General features: G+C 37.9%; 16 protein-coding genes. 12 read left to right on the top strand and 4 right to left on the bottom strand.

Features of this window, described 5'->3' with window-relative positions:
- Window positions 1-190 precede the first annotated feature (190 nt).
- The 3 genes from FHR28_RS06120 to FHR28_RS06130 all read right to left on the bottom strand — a co-directional run bounded on the left by FHR28_RS06120 (window position 191) and on the right by FHR28_RS06130 (window position 3,019).
- The gene (locus tag FHR28_RS06120; RefSeq protein WP_166782171.1) at window positions 191-1,033 is read right to left on the bottom strand and encodes a phytanoyl-CoA dioxygenase family protein; all 843 of its coding nucleotides are present in this window, start codon (window positions 1,031-1,033) and stop codon (window positions 191-193) included.
- 41 nt (window positions 1,034-1,074) lie between these two features.
- A complete protein-coding gene (locus tag FHR28_RS06125) occupies window positions 1,075-1,710 on the bottom strand; it encodes a TetR/AcrR family transcriptional regulator (protein WP_105714055.1) in 636 nt (211 codons plus the stop codon).
- A 256-nt stretch (window positions 1,711-1,966) separates the two neighbouring features.
- Window positions 1,967-3,019: an AraC family transcriptional regulator gene (locus tag FHR28_RS06130; RefSeq protein ID WP_166782172.1), complete on the bottom strand. Its 1,053-nt coding sequence runs from the start codon at window positions 3,017-3,019 to the stop codon at window positions 1,967-1,969.
- A 111-nt stretch (window positions 3,020-3,130) separates the two neighbouring features.
- Here FHR28_RS06130 and FHR28_RS06135 point away from each other — a divergent pair, with 111 nt between their 5' ends.
- From FHR28_RS06135 to FHR28_RS06175, 9 genes are all read left to right on the top strand, one after another.
- Complete coding sequence (locus FHR28_RS06135; RefSeq protein WP_004822900.1) at window positions 3,131-3,934, top strand: SDR family NAD(P)-dependent oxidoreductase; 804 nt, start codon at window positions 3,131-3,133, stop codon at window positions 3,932-3,934.
- A complete protein-coding gene (locus tag FHR28_RS06140; RefSeq protein WP_166782173.1) occupies window positions 3,931-4,677 on the top strand; it encodes an acetoacetate decarboxylase family protein in 747 nt (248 codons plus the stop codon). The genes FHR28_RS06135 and FHR28_RS06140 overlap by 4 nt, the downstream gene beginning before the upstream one ends.
- Window positions 4,678-4,692: 15 nt before the next feature.
- A complete protein-coding gene (locus FHR28_RS06145; RefSeq protein WP_154130521.1) occupies window positions 4,693-5,556 on the top strand; it encodes a metal-dependent hydrolase in 864 nt (287 codons plus the stop codon).
- A gap of 70 nt (window positions 5,557-5,626) precedes the next feature.
- Window positions 5,627-6,856: an NADH:flavin oxidoreductase/NADH oxidase family protein gene (locus FHR28_RS06150; protein ID WP_166782174.1), complete on the top strand. Its 1,230-nt coding sequence runs from the start codon at window positions 5,627-5,629 to the stop codon at window positions 6,854-6,856.
- Between the two features lie 34 nt (window positions 6,857-6,890).
- Window positions 6,891-7,760: a metal-dependent hydrolase gene (locus tag FHR28_RS06155; protein WP_166782175.1), complete on the top strand. Its 870-nt coding sequence runs from the start codon at window positions 6,891-6,893 to the stop codon at window positions 7,758-7,760.
- 444 nt (window positions 7,761-8,204) lie between these two features.
- Complete coding sequence (locus tag FHR28_RS06160; RefSeq protein WP_166782176.1) at window positions 8,205-8,603, top strand: hypothetical protein; 399 nt, start codon at window positions 8,205-8,207, stop codon at window positions 8,601-8,603.
- A gap of 224 nt (window positions 8,604-8,827) precedes the next feature.
- Window positions 8,828-9,439, top strand: coding sequence for a methyltransferase family protein (locus FHR28_RS06165; RefSeq protein ID WP_166782177.1), 612 nt, complete (start codon window positions 8,828-8,830; stop codon window positions 9,437-9,439).
- A 208-nt stretch (window positions 9,440-9,647) separates the two neighbouring features.
- Window positions 9,648-10,265, top strand: coding sequence for a TetR/AcrR family transcriptional regulator (locus FHR28_RS06170; protein WP_166782178.1), 618 nt, complete (start codon window positions 9,648-9,650; stop codon window positions 10,263-10,265).
- Window positions 10,266-10,523: 258 nt separating this feature from the next.
- Window positions 10,524-11,912: an MFS transporter gene (locus FHR28_RS06175; RefSeq protein WP_166782179.1), complete on the top strand. Its 1,389-nt coding sequence runs from the start codon at window positions 10,524-10,526 to the stop codon at window positions 11,910-11,912.
- 638 nt (window positions 11,913-12,550) lie between these two features.
- Here FHR28_RS06175 and FHR28_RS06180 read toward each other — a convergent pair.
- Window positions 12,551-13,159 (bottom strand): biliverdin-producing heme oxygenase, encoded by a 609-nt coding sequence (locus tag FHR28_RS06180; protein WP_004724714.1) that lies wholly within the window; start codon window positions 13,157-13,159, stop codon window positions 12,551-12,553.
- Window positions 13,160-13,335: 176 nt separating this feature from the next.
- On the opposite strand from FHR28_RS06180, the gene FHR28_RS06185 reads away from it, so the two are divergent.
- From FHR28_RS06185 to FHR28_RS06195, 3 genes are all read left to right on the top strand, one after another.
- Entirely contained in the window at window positions 13,336-13,884 is a 549-nt protein-coding gene (locus tag FHR28_RS06185; RefSeq protein ID WP_004724712.1) for a sigma-70 family RNA polymerase sigma factor, read from the top strand.
- Entirely contained in the window at window positions 13,874-14,857 is a 984-nt protein-coding gene (locus FHR28_RS06190) for a FecR family protein (protein WP_166782180.1), read from the top strand. Before FHR28_RS06185 ends, FHR28_RS06190 begins: the two co-directional genes overlap by 11 nt.
- 450 nt (window positions 14,858-15,307) lie before the next feature.
- On the top strand, window positions 15,308-15,901 hold the full coding sequence (locus tag FHR28_RS06195) for a fimbrial protein (RefSeq protein ID WP_166782181.1): 594 nt from the start codon (window positions 15,308-15,310) through the stop codon (window positions 15,899-15,901).
- Window positions 15,902-16,150 lie beyond the last annotated feature (249 nt).

Genomic DNA, 16,150 nt, shown 5'->3' on the forward strand with positions numbered 1-16,150 from the left:
ACCTAGTTTGAAAACGATGTTGTTGAGGCAATTTTAAAAGATATTGAACACTGGGATATTAGAATGCTTCCATCTATTAAAATATGATCATATTGAGTGAATCACATTACTATTGAAAGAGCCTTCTCACTTTGGGAGAAGGCTAGGATGAGGGGTATCTATACTTCTAAAAAAGACTTATAAAACAAGCTTATTCAGATTTTTCTAATGTACGCAGTGGATGCATGCCCTCAACCATACCCATAAATGGTGGGTAAATTGAGTAACCAACCAAGGCTTGAAGTTCAGGTGAAATCGACCTTACCGTATCTTTGGAAAGTTCAAGCAAATAGTTTTCTTGCTGTCGGACATAGGCTTCACAGTACTGATGAGTAATCGCAAAGCGTGAGGATTTCGAATGATTTTGACCGCCACCATGCCAAGTCGTACCGAGAAAAAAGATCACCGAACCTGCAGGCATCACTGCGGGTATCGCTTCTGATCTTTGTGCAAAACGATCATCTCCCCAACGGTGACTGCCAGGAATAATGACTGTTGCACCATTGTCTTCGGTAAAATCATCAATTGCCCAGATGGTTGCAGCACCAAGTGGCTGACGAGGGCGGGGGAGGCGGTAAAAAGCATCATCATAATGCAGACTTTGAGCGATTTCACCTGAAAGTATATTGATGATTTGACTCTGAGAGAGCAGGAAGTTGGGTTGGAACAGACGATCCATAAGACCAAGAATGTGAGGATGTACCGCAAGTTGATCAGTGATTCGCGTTTTTGAGAGAACATTATAGACACGCTGGGTTTGCTGACCTTCAAACGGGTTGCGTCCAGTTTGGTCGAGAAGAGTAAGGCCTTCTTGCTTAATCTGCTTGCAGGTTTCTTTGCTGATCAGGTTGTTGATGATGACATAACCATCACGCATTAAGGTTTGGAAATCTCGTTGGATTTCTGGCGTATTTCGCTCAGGCCCTGGTTGTAATTGTCGATGGGTCTTTGCGTGATCTTTTTTATTATATTGACGAATATCTAATTTAGACATTGAAAGCTCCTTGATTTAACGTGCTGGGCAGAACGAAACGCTTAGTTCATATTGTTTCCTGCCTTGGTTTTTTTACTTGTTTCTCCAGATGACAGTGGGCTGAGTTGTAGGGTATTGCTTGTCAGATTCCAGAGTTGTTCGAATAGTTCCACATTTGAGGGCCTTTCTTTGGCAAGGATGGCTTGATCAATCGCCAGACGCAGACCTCCCATCAGCATTGCCACCGTTGTATTTGGATTAAGATCTGGACTGATTATCCCCAACTTCTGCCCTTGAGCAATGTTACGTGCACCAGCTTCTAATAATGCCTCCATATGAGCACGTTCGATATCAAGCACCTCAGGTTCACGGGCAAGTCGCCCAGCAATCAAAGGTGCCAGAGGATGATTATAGAAATAGTCAATGATTGCTTTGGTACGGGTTTTTTCGCGTTCTCTCCATTCAATATTTGTTGGAATGCTGTCACCCAAAGCAAGCGCTCTCAATGGTTCATAGAATTGATCCACAACAGCGGCAATCAGACCTGTTTTTGAGCCAAAGTGATGATAGGTTAGCCCAGCTGATGTATTTGCTCTTTTGGCTATGGCACTGATCTCCATATGTCCATTGTTTGCAATCAATTCCTGTTCTGCTGCAGTGATCAAGCGTTGGTAAGTCGCCATCTTTTTTTCGGTCATGATTTTATTCTTAGAAAAACTGAATTGAATTCAATTTATTTTTTATTGGCGAAATTGTCAACAGTATTGCGCCAAGATCAGTTAGAGAAATGGCGTTACAATAAGATCGAAAGCAAGCTTGAGTCTGAGCAAATGGCAGCATTGTCAGTGAGAAATAATTGGAAAAAGCAAATATAAGAGAGTAAAAATGTGGCAGAGATTTTTAATTGATCTTTTTAAAATGAATAGTTTATTTTTGCTTTAATGCTTGCCGCTTTTATTGTACGGCTTGCTTACGAAATTGAATCGGCGTTACACCACTCCATTTTCTAAATGCGCGAGCAAAATTAGCGGGTTGAATATATCCAAGATAATTGGCGATATCTTGTATTTCCATATTGCTGTTCAGTAAAAGTTTTTCAGCCTCTTTATATTTGACTTCGTCTAACAGAAGCAGGTAAGACGAATTTATTTCGTTGAGATGTCTTCTCAATGTACGACTCGACATATGTAAACGTTCGGCAACGTTATCTAAAGAAGGGTAGCCTTTTTGAGGAACAAGCACCAATTCTGTTTTTACACGTAAGCAAATATCTTGAATTTGTTCAGAAAAACGAATTTGTTCTGTTTCACATTGTGCCAATGCCTGTTGAAATGCCATCGGATCTGCCATTTGTGGGGAGAGCTTGAGCAGTGATAAGTTGTATCGGATTTGATTTTTATTTTGATTAAAAAGAATCAAGGGAAGTTGCTGTTGAAATTTCTGATGGTAGCGTGGTTCTGGCCAGTCGACTCTTAACTCAACTTGAGAAAAATCTTTTTCTATTAATGATCTACCTGTCTGAATAATTCCGATCATTAAACATTCATAAAAAAACCGTCTTAAAATTTCAGTTTGCTCTTTATCGTTACTGATCACAGGGTGCGTTTCTTGAATATCAATGACAGATAAATTTTCTTCCTCGTAAAAATCAATTCGATAATCTTTTAAGCGCATATTAAAAAATTGCACTGCAAGCTCAATCGCATGACGCAAAGAGGGGCTACTCATTAACGCATATCCCATTGGGCCGTGAGCGGTTAAACGCAGTTTTAAGCCATACTCATATCCAAGTCCAAAGTCCTGAGCCAAGGTTAAACTTATCCAGGCTAATTTCGACCATTGTAAAGGCGTAATACGTGCATCTAGTTGGTTAAGCAGTGTTAAAGGAATTTTACTCTTTTGCAAAATATCAGGAGCGGAAAAGCCCTTTTCGACCATGATTTCTAATAATAAATGAACATAAGAAATTGGAATACTGGCTTTTGATAACCCATACGGATCTTTCATTTTTGTTCTATGTGTTGGCCGAAAATGATTAGCATTATGTCTTAACTCCATCTCACGCTCAAGTTTTAGCTACGTGATACTAAGATTATTCTATTGATCTGAGTATTTGCGATGAGCTTACCTCGTCCCCTTAAAAATTCACCAGTGGTGATTACTGGCGCATCTTCAGGTATTGGTGAAGAACTTGCTAAACAGTTTGCTGAACGTGGTTATCCGCTTATTTTGGTTGCACGACGTGTAGATAAGCTTGAGCTTCTCGCTACCCATTTACGTCAGAAATATCAGGTAGACGTGAGTTTACGCCCATGTGACCTCGCGAACCGTGAGGCAAGAACCCAGTTCCGTCTGGAATTGGAAAAGATGGATGTGGCTATTTTATGCAATAACGCTGGTTTTGCCACTTTTGGCCGATTACATGAGTTGGATGCTGACCGAGAGCGGGAAGAGACGGAAGTTAATGCTGTTGCGGTACAGGATCTTACTTTAGCTGTATTGCCTAAAATGATGCAACGTAAAACGGGTGCAATTTTGATTGTGGGTTCGACATCAGGCCATCAACCAACACCAGCCAATGCAACCTATGCTGCAAGTAAAGCTTTCGCGAACTCCTTTGCTGAATCTCTACATAGTGAGCTGAGTGGTACTGGTGTGACATGTACCTTATTAGCACCTGGGCCGACGATCACTGGTTTTAATGAAGTGGCGGGGATTACAAAAATTGATGGTGTAGGTGGAAGTTTTGTTTGGGTAACCGCAGAACGGGTAGCCAAAGAGGCGATACAAGGAATGAATTGTAACCGCCGTATTGTGATCCCAGGTTTTATTGCACAGGCTCAAACACTGGGTGGACGCTATACCCCACGCGTTATTTTATTACCCATATTAAAACAAGTATTTTCGAGATTAAAAGCATGAGACAGCTGATCAATGATTTACGCATCCCCATTGGTTTAGCAAACCTTGGCAATAAGCTTTACCACAATGCTCAATATTTAACGGCTGTGGTAGAGGTCAATGAAAAAGCAATGGCACGCTGGTTACCTGCTGGAATGAAACTGGTAAAACCTGCCAGAGCCGATTTGTTCTGTGCTTATTTCCCTGAAAATGTCTATACAGGGGCATATCATGAGGCGGGTTTGTTTGTACATATACAGGTGGGCAATAAAACAGGTATTTTTTGTCCATGGATGATTCTGGATGATGATCGGGCCATGATCATTGGGCGTGAATTGCTGGGCTATCCCAAAAAAATGGGAGAGATCAGTTGGGATAATGATGGTACTCGTATTCTAAGCAAAGCATCACGTCGTGGCACTGTGTTAGTTGAAATGGACGCCAAACTTGGAGAGGTCATTCATGATGCACCGCCAATTCTAGGTTTACCACATCGTAATATCACAGGAGGATTAGGTTTGAGCTTACCACGGGAAGTTCGATTTACCCCTAAAGAACATCCTGTCGAGGTTCGCCGTGTGGAGATGAAACTACGCTTTACAGGTACGGTGAACGACCCTTTACATGACATGGGACTCGGCAAAGTGGTTGACGCACGACTGCATCGCGTGGACTTATCTGGTGGCTTGATTCCGCCAATTCAGATTCCGCGTTTACGGACTCCTTTATTCTTAATACGTCAATTTAATCCACGTGTTTTATAAATAGGGAGCATGGCGATGAATATGTTTACTAGCCCTTCCTCAAGCAAAGCCATTCAATATAGACACGTTTCTGCATCGATAGATATTCCAGTCAGAAGTATGGATTTTACTTTTCCAGATGAAATTCCTGAATTTTGGTTTAGCAATAATCCATTACTTACCCTGTTATTGACTGCATTATCTAGTGCTTTTCCTGATGGAGAGCGGCAGTTTATTCATAGTGTGCGTCATTATCAGAATAAGATTAAAGATCCGATTCTGCTTCAGCAAGTTCGCGCTTTTATTGGGCAGGAAGCACACCATGGTAAAGAGCATGATGTATTGAATGGGGTCATGCTGAAAAAGGGCTATCCAGTCGACCGAATTTATAAACGATTTAAAAAGATGAATCGTTTGATGCAGACACAGTTTTCTCCAGCACATCAATTGGCATGCACAGTTTGTATGGAACACCTGACTGCGATTTTATCTGATTATTTCATCAGTACCGCCCCTGAAGATCTCGCATTATTCAATGTACATTTAAGAAAAATATGGGTATGGCATGCGATTGAAGAAACTGAACATAAGGCGGTGGCATTTGATGTTTATCAATCCTTAGTGAATCGGCCTTATTTTCTACGCCTAGTCATGCTTGAAACTACACTCTCTTTTGTTTTGGTCACAGGGCGTGGAACGATAGAGCTTTTGCGTCATTCAGGAATGCAACGAGATTTAAAAGGGTTATATCAGGGGCTAGGTTATTTGTTTGGTCGCAAAGGCTTAGTGAGGAATATTAGCAAAGCTTATCTCGACTTCTTCTCAACCGATTTTCATCCTTGGCAGCATGACAATAGAAACATGATGCGCCTATTAAAAAATCAATATTTCAATGAGTAGTAACTGAAATAAACAAGAAATTGAAATTTACAGCGTACTCATTCATCCAATTATTTTAGGAATTCATCCAATGGCACAACGTATACTCGCAAAATCTCCGTTAAAGCAACCATTAACCTTGGCCTGCGGTATAACGATACCAAACCGTATTGCAAAATCGGCCATGAGTGAGCAATTGGCGGATCGACATGGTTCACCAACCATAGACTTACAACAACTCTATGCTGTATGGGCAAGAGGAGGAACTGGGTTATTAATCACAGGGAATGTCATGATTGATTCTCGTGCATTTGTTGAGCCACGCAATGTCGTTTTGCAAGATGAACAATTCTTACAGGCAAATAAGTTATGGGCCCAAGCTGCACAAGCAAATGGCAGCAAGATTATTATGCAAATTAACCATCCTGGTCGTGTTGCTGTACTTCCATTATTAAAAAAGCCAATCGCGCCATCAGCAGTTGGGCTAGATCTGCCTGCAATGAATATTATTCGTATTCCGCGTGCGATGACTGAGGCAGAGATTTTGGAGCAAATTAAACGTTTTGCGACCACGGCTGCATTGGCTGTGAAAGCTGGGTTTGATGGTGTACAGGTACATGCCGCACATGGTTATTTGTTATCACAATTTTTATCTCCATTGGCAAATACACGTACAGATCAATGGGGCGGGAATCCTGAAAATCGACAACGGATTTTGATTGAAACGGTGCGTGCAGTGCGTCAGGCCATCGGCAAAAATAAGATCCTAAGTGTCAAACTAAATTCTGCTGACTTTCAAAAGGGCGGATTAAGTCAGCACGAATCTCTTCAAATTGCCTTAGCTCTAGAAGCTGAGGGTATCGATTTATTAGAGGTTTCAGGGGGCAATTATGAATCTCCTGCACAGTTGGGATATGCACCTGATCGACAGGCTCAGCGTGATGGCTATTTCCTTGATTATGCGACTGCACTTCGTGAACATAGCAAACTGCCATTAATGCTGACAGGCGGACTGCGTGATGTCGATTTGATGAACCGGATTGTTGCTGATGGTACTGTTGATTTAATTGGTTTGGCTCGTCCTTTTGCTTTGCAACCAGATTTAGCCAAACAACTTTTAGCTGGAAAATCACTACTTGATCCTGCAAAAATTCCTGCTGTTGGATACAAACCTGTCGACGCCTATCTACAACTGGCTTGGCATGCTGCCCAATTTCGTCGGATCAGCAGTGGTCAGCAACCCAAGGCAATTAAGGGATTATTCCGTACGTTGATCGCCTTTGGCCCTCGCATGGGTTTTAACATTTTGACACAGGACTAATCGTTAGACGATTTGCGATACAAGGAGTTTTATCATGAGTGGTTTAATCAAAGAAACCCATACGATTGTTCCAAGACGTCCAGTATTTGATTTTGCTGAAACTCCCAGTCATTGGATTTATGATGATCCGATGGCGACGCAAATGCTGAATTTAATTAACCCAATTACACCAGCACCAGAACGTTGGTTTTGTCAGACTTTTAGAGACGCATTACCGTTTGTTCAAGATGAGCAATTAAAGGCTGTAGCCATGGCCTTTATTAAACAAGAGGGTGCTCACAGCTATGGACATACCTTAGGTACGCGACATATAGAAGCTTTAGGAATTGATTTAAGTCGTTATACCGAAATGATGAACTGGATATTTAATGACATGATTGGTCCTAAACCATTCGGTTATGAGTTAAAACATCCACGCTTAAAATCAACTTGGTTGACGACACGATTGGCTATGGTTGCAGCAGCAGAGCATCTTACAGGTGTATTGGGTCATTGGGTTTTAAATGCTGAGGGCTTACAAACTGCACCTGTAAATTTACAAATGTTACGTTTATTACAATGGCATGGCGCTGAAGAGGTTGAACATCGTGAAGTGGCAGATGCCATGTTTAGGCACTTGAGCAATAATATTTTGTTGCGAACAGGTGCGGCTGTTTTTACCTTGCCATTATTTATTGTATTGGCTTATATTGCTGTCGAAAACTTGGTCCAACAAGACCCGCAATTACCGCATCGTTTTCGTTTTAAGGATTATTTTCGAGCAGCTCGACAAGACCGAGTCCCTAGAGCTGGTTATATGATACGTGCCTGTATACGTTATTTTAATCCCAAGCATAGCCCACTCAATGAAGGCTCAACAGAGCAAGCGTTGGCATATTTAAACAATATGCCTAAGTTTAAATGATTCTTTGCAATTCAATATCAAGATACCCATTATGTAGCAGTAAAATATCCTCATAATGGGTAATGCTTATATAACTATGATTTTTTAATTTCTGATGCATTAAGCTTTTAAAATTATGGATTTATTTTTTTCACTTGACCTGTAATCTGTTTTCTATCTATAAAATATTTAATTAATGACAATTTTGTAATAAAAATGCTTTATCGAACATTTACCAATATCTTGTTTCATTTTTGTATAAATGTAATTGTAAATTTAAAAAACTACTATATAAAATTAATCATTAATTTTTAAAATGAGTAGGATTGTGAAAATTCACACAGATATGGAATCGCTTTAGTATTATTTTAAATGAATTTCTTGGAATCTATTTTATCTTTGTAGAGCAGTAACTTACTTGGTTGAGTTTTTAAATATCATGAATATTGTTTACAGAAAGTTGTAATGGGAAAGAAGCTGTTTTTTGTTTGGCTATTGATGTTTCAATTTGCATTTCAGAATGTCTGGTATGTGGTTGAATCTTTATGCCTTAATGAAATTTCGACTCAATCCCATATAAAACAAAATATTGATGATAAAGAATCACTTATTGCCATAAGTGATGTTGAAAGAAATATTGAAAAAATAAGATATAACAATGAAATAAATCAGTTTTGTCAAAATATTTGTTTAAATGATAAATGTAATTTCATATCGAACTTTGCTGATTTAAAAATAGAACGCTATTTTGAAAATACATTTAATCTATTTTTTAATCTTCTGACTTTTCAGAGATACAGGTGGTTGAATTTATATCAATCCCCTGAATTAAATAATTTATTTCCTCCTCCTAAATTCAATTAGCTATACGGTGGTTAGCTAAAGCAGCTCCCACCATTTTATATTTTTGTATATGCTGAGGAGTATTTAAATGTTTAGTCAAAAAAAATCTATATGTTATTTTGTGGAATCATCGTATGTAAATTTTACGTTTAAAATAAGTACTTTGTATTCTTTAAAATTGATTAAAGGTCATGCGAAATTTTATTCGAGAAAATATGGTTTATTTTGTTGTGGGAGAAAATAATATGAGTATTATATTTTCCTCCAGAATAAGGACCATGGGTTCAAGAGTTATTGGTTTTGTATTGGCAATAATTATTGCTTTTAGTTTTGGTCTATGGCACGACACTTTTCCATTGATTGAGCATCTTTTATGGTTGCTCGGTTGGTTTTTAGTAGGAATTGGTGCGATGGGACGGATATGGTGCAGTATCTATATTTTAGGTCATAAAAACGCGAAGTTAGTTATGGATGGTCCATATTCCATATGTCGAAATCCACTCTATTTCTTTAGTTTTTTAGCTGCACTGGGGATTATGTTTTTAACTGAAACCTTGTTCTTTCCTTTGGCTTTTAGTTTGTTTTTTTTAGTTTATTATTACTTTGTCATACGTCAAGAAGAGCGTTTTTTGAGGAAAAAATTTGATCAATTGTATTTGAATTATACTCAAACTACACCACGCTTTTGGCCGAGTTTTAAAAATTATTCTGAACCGCAATATTGCCAAGTGTCATCCAAACATTTTAGGGTGTTCTTAGCTCAGGTGATCTGGTTTTTCTGGGTTGCTGCGTTTGTACAATTGTTTGAAGAGCTTCGATTGTTAGGGGTTTTTCCTATTTATTTTAATATGTTTTAGTCCGCTTTTATTAACTTGAATTGAGGCTTAGAGTATCTAGTAAAAGTCATATTATTGGGTACTCTAAAAGGATTTAATTTTAAGACTTATCTAGTCACAATAAAGGAAGTTATATTAATGTTGAAGTGATTGTCGAATAGTCACTTCAATTGTGAATTAGATAAGGCTCCTCTATAATTAAATTTTTGCGTGTAGAAAATAGAGAAGTATGTCATCACAATCTCAAGTCGCTTCTACTCAGGTGACAAAAAGGCAAACCAAGCCAGCAGAAGTCCGAATTGATGAGCTGATGAATGCTGCACAAACGCTTTTCTTAGAAAAAGGTGTAGAAGCTACCACCATTAGCGAAATTATTGCCAGTGTGGGCGTTGCTAAAGGGACCTTTTATCATTACTTTGAATCGAAACAGCATATTGTTGAAGCATTAAAAAAACGTTATATCGATTTTTTTATCGCGGCCTTAGACACCGCAGTTGCAACATGTGATGCTGAAGATTGGGTCAGTCAATTTAAGGTTTGGATCTCTGCCAATATACAAACCTATCTCGAAAGCTATGCTATACATGATATTGTTTTTGGTGCACATCACCATGAACGAAAAAATAATGAAAAAAATATGATATTGGAACAACTGCTGCAAATCTTAAATGGAGGGCAGCAGGCGGGTATTTGGCATTTAGAACAGCCAAGATTAACCGCTTTGTTGATTTATTCAGGTGTGCATGGGGTTGCAGATGAAGCAATTGCCAATCAACTACAAGATAGCACAGATTTTTCTCAGCAAATTGCAATGCAATATTTAAAAATGCTCCATCATGATGGCTGACTTTCAGCATTATCTTGAATCGTATAAATCGCTTCTCGTCTGATATTCTTTTATTATCAATTTTAATTAGAACCCTAAACGATGCATTTTAAAGTCAACCATTCTTCTTAAGTTGTGATCAGTGATGATCTTTAAAAGCGCTTTCAAGATTGTCTATAAAAAATGAAAAGTTTGGGGTTTAAGTAGACTTTTATACATTGACCGACCGTCGGTCAATTTATAATATAATGATTCTCATTTAAATGATCTAGGTGATGTATGAATGCATCTCGCCAGCCGATTTACCTTATTTTTGCACTTTATATCAGTACCTTTCTGTGTTTGGTGGATCTCAGCAGTGTCAATCTTGCACTTGGAAGCATTCAAAATGAATTTGATAGTGATATGGCGGATCTGCAGTGGGTGATTGATAGCTATGCTTTAAGTCTATCGAGTTTAATGTTAGCGGTGGGGGCATTAAGCCAGCGTATAGGGCGTAAAAAGTTATGGTTACTGGGTGTGATCATTTTTATCGTGGGTTCATTGATTTGTGCGATGGCAAGCAATTTTAGTTTGTTGATTATTGGACGAATGATTCAGGGGGTGGCTGGTGCAGTTTTAATCCCTTTGGCATTGGCGATTATGGTGCATCATTTTCATCAACCGCAAGACAAAGCGCGTGAAATCGGTCGCTGGAGTTCTTTTAGTGCGTTTTCATTAATTGTTGGTCCGCTGATGGGTGGATTATTGGTACATCATTTTGGTTGGCAAAGTATTTTCTGGCTCAATCTTCCTGTTGGGATTCTAACGATTTACTTGGGTTATTATGGTATTGAGGCGGATCAGAAATCGGTGCCTGTACCTTTTGATTATTTAGGTTTGCTCTACAGTGCTGTAGCGATTGTCACATTAACGTATAGCATTATCGCATTACAACATGTGCATTTAGCACATTGGTTTATGCTGAGTATTTTCTTGTTTATCTTGGCAAGTATGGCGTTTGTATGGCAACAAAAACATGCCACTCATCCATTGATCCCCAATCATTTATTTAAAAATAAACGTTTTTTAGCCTATAACGCGATTTCTTTTATTTTAGGATTTGCAGGATATAGTTCGTTATTTATATTTGCTTTGTTTTATCAAAATCAGATTGAGTTAACTGCAGCACAGGCAGGCTGGTTGATTGCACCACAGTTTTTAACACAGGCGTTTGTTTCAATTGCCTTTTCCAAATTACACCAGCGTTTTACCGTAGCGACCTTATTAACACTGGGCTTGGCAATTGCAGGCACTGCATTGTTGGCTATGATGAGTTTTCAAACCGATTCATCTTTTGCGCTATTTATCTTTTGTAGTGGACTTATGGGAATTGGTATGGGATTGATCGTTCCGGGTTCAAGTACATTGATCATGGGCAGTGTACAAGTACAAGATGCAAACTTTGCCGCAGCCATTTTAAATACACTACGCCAATTGGGAATGACAATTGGGATTGCAGTATTAGGTACAGCAATGACCGTTGTAACCACCTTATCTCAACAGCAGGGCAACAGCTTACAATCTGCTGAACTGATGGCTTTCCATGTCACGGTCATGTTGATGGGTGGACTCTTTCTACTGTCTATTTTGTTTATGTTATATAGCCAGAAACAAGCCTCAATTTAGATTTTCTCACTGTTACTTTGCAGGGAGCAACTGCATTGACACGAATAGAGCTAAATAAAACAAGAGCACTGATTGACTCAGTTCTCTTGTTTTATCAGTCCTTTTTAAGACTGTAAATCAATATAAAAGCCCCTCATCTTAGCCTTCTCCCAGTGGGAGAAGGGACTTTCAATACCAATACGATTTACGCCATATAATCATTTTTTGATTTATGAAAGATCTATTGTTTATGCAAAATGAATTAAAACTTTGCAACCTAGGCTGGGCAGTGTAAGTACCTTTTCTTCATTGAATCCAACAAGGCGTAGCTATCGTGGCGTATAGGAGTATCTCTTGCTCAACATTAGCAAAAACAAAGTACTGCTTTGTTTGTAGTGCAAAGATAAGATAGTATAAGAGTGAGACATTCGGCTTCTTTCATTAGTCCTTTTTAAAACCTAAATCAACATAAAAGCCCCTCATCCTAGCCTTCTCCCAGTGGGAGAAGGGACATTTCAATCCAATATGATTCACTCCATATAATCATATTTTGATTTATGAAAGATCTATTGCTTACACAAATGAATTAAAAATTTTCACTGTAATAGGTGGCTTTGCAAGCTCCTACCATCAGATGAATTAACTTTTATAGAATAAATTTACTTAAGTTGCTCTAAATTGATTAAGGCATTGCCAAAATATTTAAATGCATCAAGCGCTCCTTGAATAACTTCATCTTTCTGGCTAGGGCTGAGTTCGGCTTGATCTAAAGCTTGAACAAATCGTTTCCAAACCTTCGCTCGACCTTCAGGATAAGCTGCCAAATTGCGCGCACCATTCTCAGCACTTAAACCTAAACGTTGCTGCGCTTGTTTAAATAAAAATGCCGCGCCTAAAGTTGATCCTTCTGAAACGTAAATCCAGCCTAAAGCAGCAGGGAAAGTCACATTTAAGCTTTCTAAAGTTTGGCCTTGGGGTTGAATGCCTAAATCTTGTAGATCTAACAGTGCTTGTGCAGAACGACCACGGATATCAAGGTCGGTAATATGTAAAGCCACTTGATCTTGTTGAAATAAATGTTCGATTTCCAATTGAAAATAATACTGTGACAAGGTGAATAAGGCATATTTTTCTAAACTAGAAAATACGTCTGCCTTTGCCATCAGTGTATGCATTCTTTCATGCTCATCTGCAGTCTGTAATTTGAGCTGCATAGCCAAACTGAGTTCTTGTTGCGTATTGGGTTCAGTGATCAGTGCTTGATTCATGTAATTCTCTTATGTAAAAAAGTCTATGAAAAAATGGGTTATATGAGAGATGACGAATGAACTGGATAAAAAGCGCAACAGAGCCTACAAAAAAAGATCTTTAGGATAGCATTTACAAACCACAAAATGTAAACGATAATTATTATTGTTTAGAATTTTTAATTTAATTTAATTTTATGATCCCAATTCTCCCCACACCATCGCGACAGCAAATACTGCAAGAGATGTATTTGGATCACCATGATTGGCTGAAACAATGGCTGAACTCGCGTGTCAGATATCCTTTTACTGCCGCAGATCTGGTTCAAGATACTTTTGTCAAATTGCTGCAAAGCAAACAGCTTTTTTCTATTCAGGAACCGCGTGCATATCTGGTCAATGTCGCAAAACATGTGCTGATTGATAAGCATCGTCGTTATATTTTAGAGCAGAATTATTTAGAAACACTCAAACAGCATGCAGATGATCAAGATCTTTTAATCACTTCAAATCAAATTGAAGAGGCTGTACTTATTTTAGATTTTCTTACCATTGCTTTACAGGATACAACAGCACTAACTCGAAAAGCATTTATCATGTATTACTTTGAAGGCTATAGTCAGAGTGAAATTGCCACTGAAATTGGTAAATCATTACGCACGACACAGCTCTATTTAGCCGAATGTTTACAGTTATGTTATGAGGCGAAAAACAATTTGCTTGAGCTAGGGCTAGATGAACGCTAAACAGCTACAGAAAGAGATGGCTTTATGGATTGTTCGTTTAAATACCGATGATTTGCATGAGCGTCAACAAGCCCAAATTGAGTTTGAAGCATGGCGAAGCAAATATCCTGAGCATCACGATCAACTCGATCAGATGTTTAATTTTTCTGAAACGATGCAGCAGTTTTCGACAACGCATGGCATATCCAGTCAAAATGTTCACAACTCAATGAAAGTCAGTCAGCAAAGTAAAAAACATATTTTACAACTGTTTAGCAAAGTCTTGCTGTTTTGTGTGAGTATCGGTGGCGTTGTCTATTTCACTGCTCATTCAACAATGATGTCTTACTACACGGCTGATTATAAAACTGAGATTGGGCAAATGCATTCGATCACCTTGGAAGATGGTTCCAAAGTGACTTTAGCTGCAAAATCTGCCATTAAACTTGATTTTACTGCTGAAAAAAGACAAATCAATTTAGTCCAAGGGGATATTTATATTGATGTTGCCAAAGACCCACAACGACCTCTGATCGTTCATACAGCCCAAGCGGATTTTAAAGCGCTCGGTACACGATTTATAGTTTATCAGTACGCCAATAGCAGTGTGTTGAATATTTTGCATTCAAAGGTTGAAACCCGTTCATTGGCTCAAAATTCTCAAGTAAAAGTAGTCAAGCAAGGCGAAAAAATTAGCGCTGACTCACTTGGTTTAAGTCCGATTTCTGAGTTAGATATTGCATCGACCGAGTTTGCTTGGGATAAACATCAGATATTGGCAGATCAACTTCCTTTAGCTGATTTACTGACCAACTTAGGGCGTTATCATCATCAATATTTAATATTTAATCATTCGACCTTAAAAGATTATAAAGTCAGTGGTGTGATTAATGCGCAACAGGATTTAGATCAAACGCTACGATTGTTGGTAACTCAATACCCGATTAAAATAACTAAGCTTGGCGATCATGTGATTTATATTACTTCAAAATAACAGAAATGTTATTTTGGATGGGGTGAATATCTTGTTAAATGTGGTTTATTTATGTTTGGTCACATTTTTATATGTTGAAAATACTGTTTTAAACTAAAATAATGACTTAAAATTTACCATTTTATTTATTTATAATATTGAATTTTAATAATAAAATTAATACATGATTTTATGTAATGTATTTGTATGAATAAAAGTCAACTTAGAAACTATTGTGGTGTGGATGTATTTTTGTCAGCATAAGGTTTTATTTTAAATTAACTGAAATTTAAAATAAAAATAAGTGGTGAGTGGCTAAATTTTTAAATCAGCATAGGCTTAAAATAAGCAGAAACATAGTTTACCCATATTTAATTGCATTTATTTATATTGGGATTTTTTTTCTTATAATGTGAATAAGATTATATTTATCGCATGTTTTTGATTCAAACTTTATAAAGGGGTAATTCAATGCAGAAACTGACTTTAGCAATATTGAGTACTTTGGCTTTCACTTTGTCATGCACAAGTGTATTTGCTGTAGATGGCACCATTACAGTAAATGGTGTGGTGACGGATCAAACTTGTACATTAAAAGCTGGCCGACCTTTTACTACTGGCTTGAAAGATCTAACGGTTAGTATGTTTTCAATACCTAAATCATGGTTTACTACAAATCCAACATCAACGGGGTACGCCATGCTTCTGTTCTTAACAAATGCTGATGGTACAGCTAACTGTGATGTAGCAACAACTCAAGCCTTTAAAGGAGTCCATCTCAGTGTAAGTTCACCAACAACTGATTTAGATGCCACAAATAAAACTTTATTGGTGAATAGAGCCATAGGTGCTCCTACTAAAAATCCTGTGTTCATTGCAATGTATGCAAACAACGGTAAAACTGTGAATTTTTCTGAACCTTGGGGAACTCAAGCGAAAAGTTTAATCTATAATTTTAATGGTGAGACATATCTAGTATACGGTGTAGCATATGTTTCCAAGACAGGAATTGTCGATGCTCAGAATTACACGGCAAAGATAAATTATACCATGCACTATAATTAAATTTTTTATGTTGGTTTTAGTTGGGAAGTATAGGTTTACTGGTGCCTTAGAGCGTAAAATTTTAAAAACTGCAATTCATTGCAGTTTTTTGCTTCATCATTTATTAGGATTTTATAAAAATAAATCTCTATCCTTAAAGGATTTGTACAGTCTCATTCTAGATTGAAAAGTTAAATGAATTTGTAAGGGTGATGTCTCACTTTTTGTAGAGGGATGCCAAACCTTGCGCTGCTAAATCTGTAGCGGTGC

Source organism: Acinetobacter sp. BIGb0196, assembly GCF_011759595.1.
Lineage (GTDB): Bacteria > Pseudomonadota > Gammaproteobacteria > Pseudomonadales > Moraxellaceae > Acinetobacter > Acinetobacter guillouiae.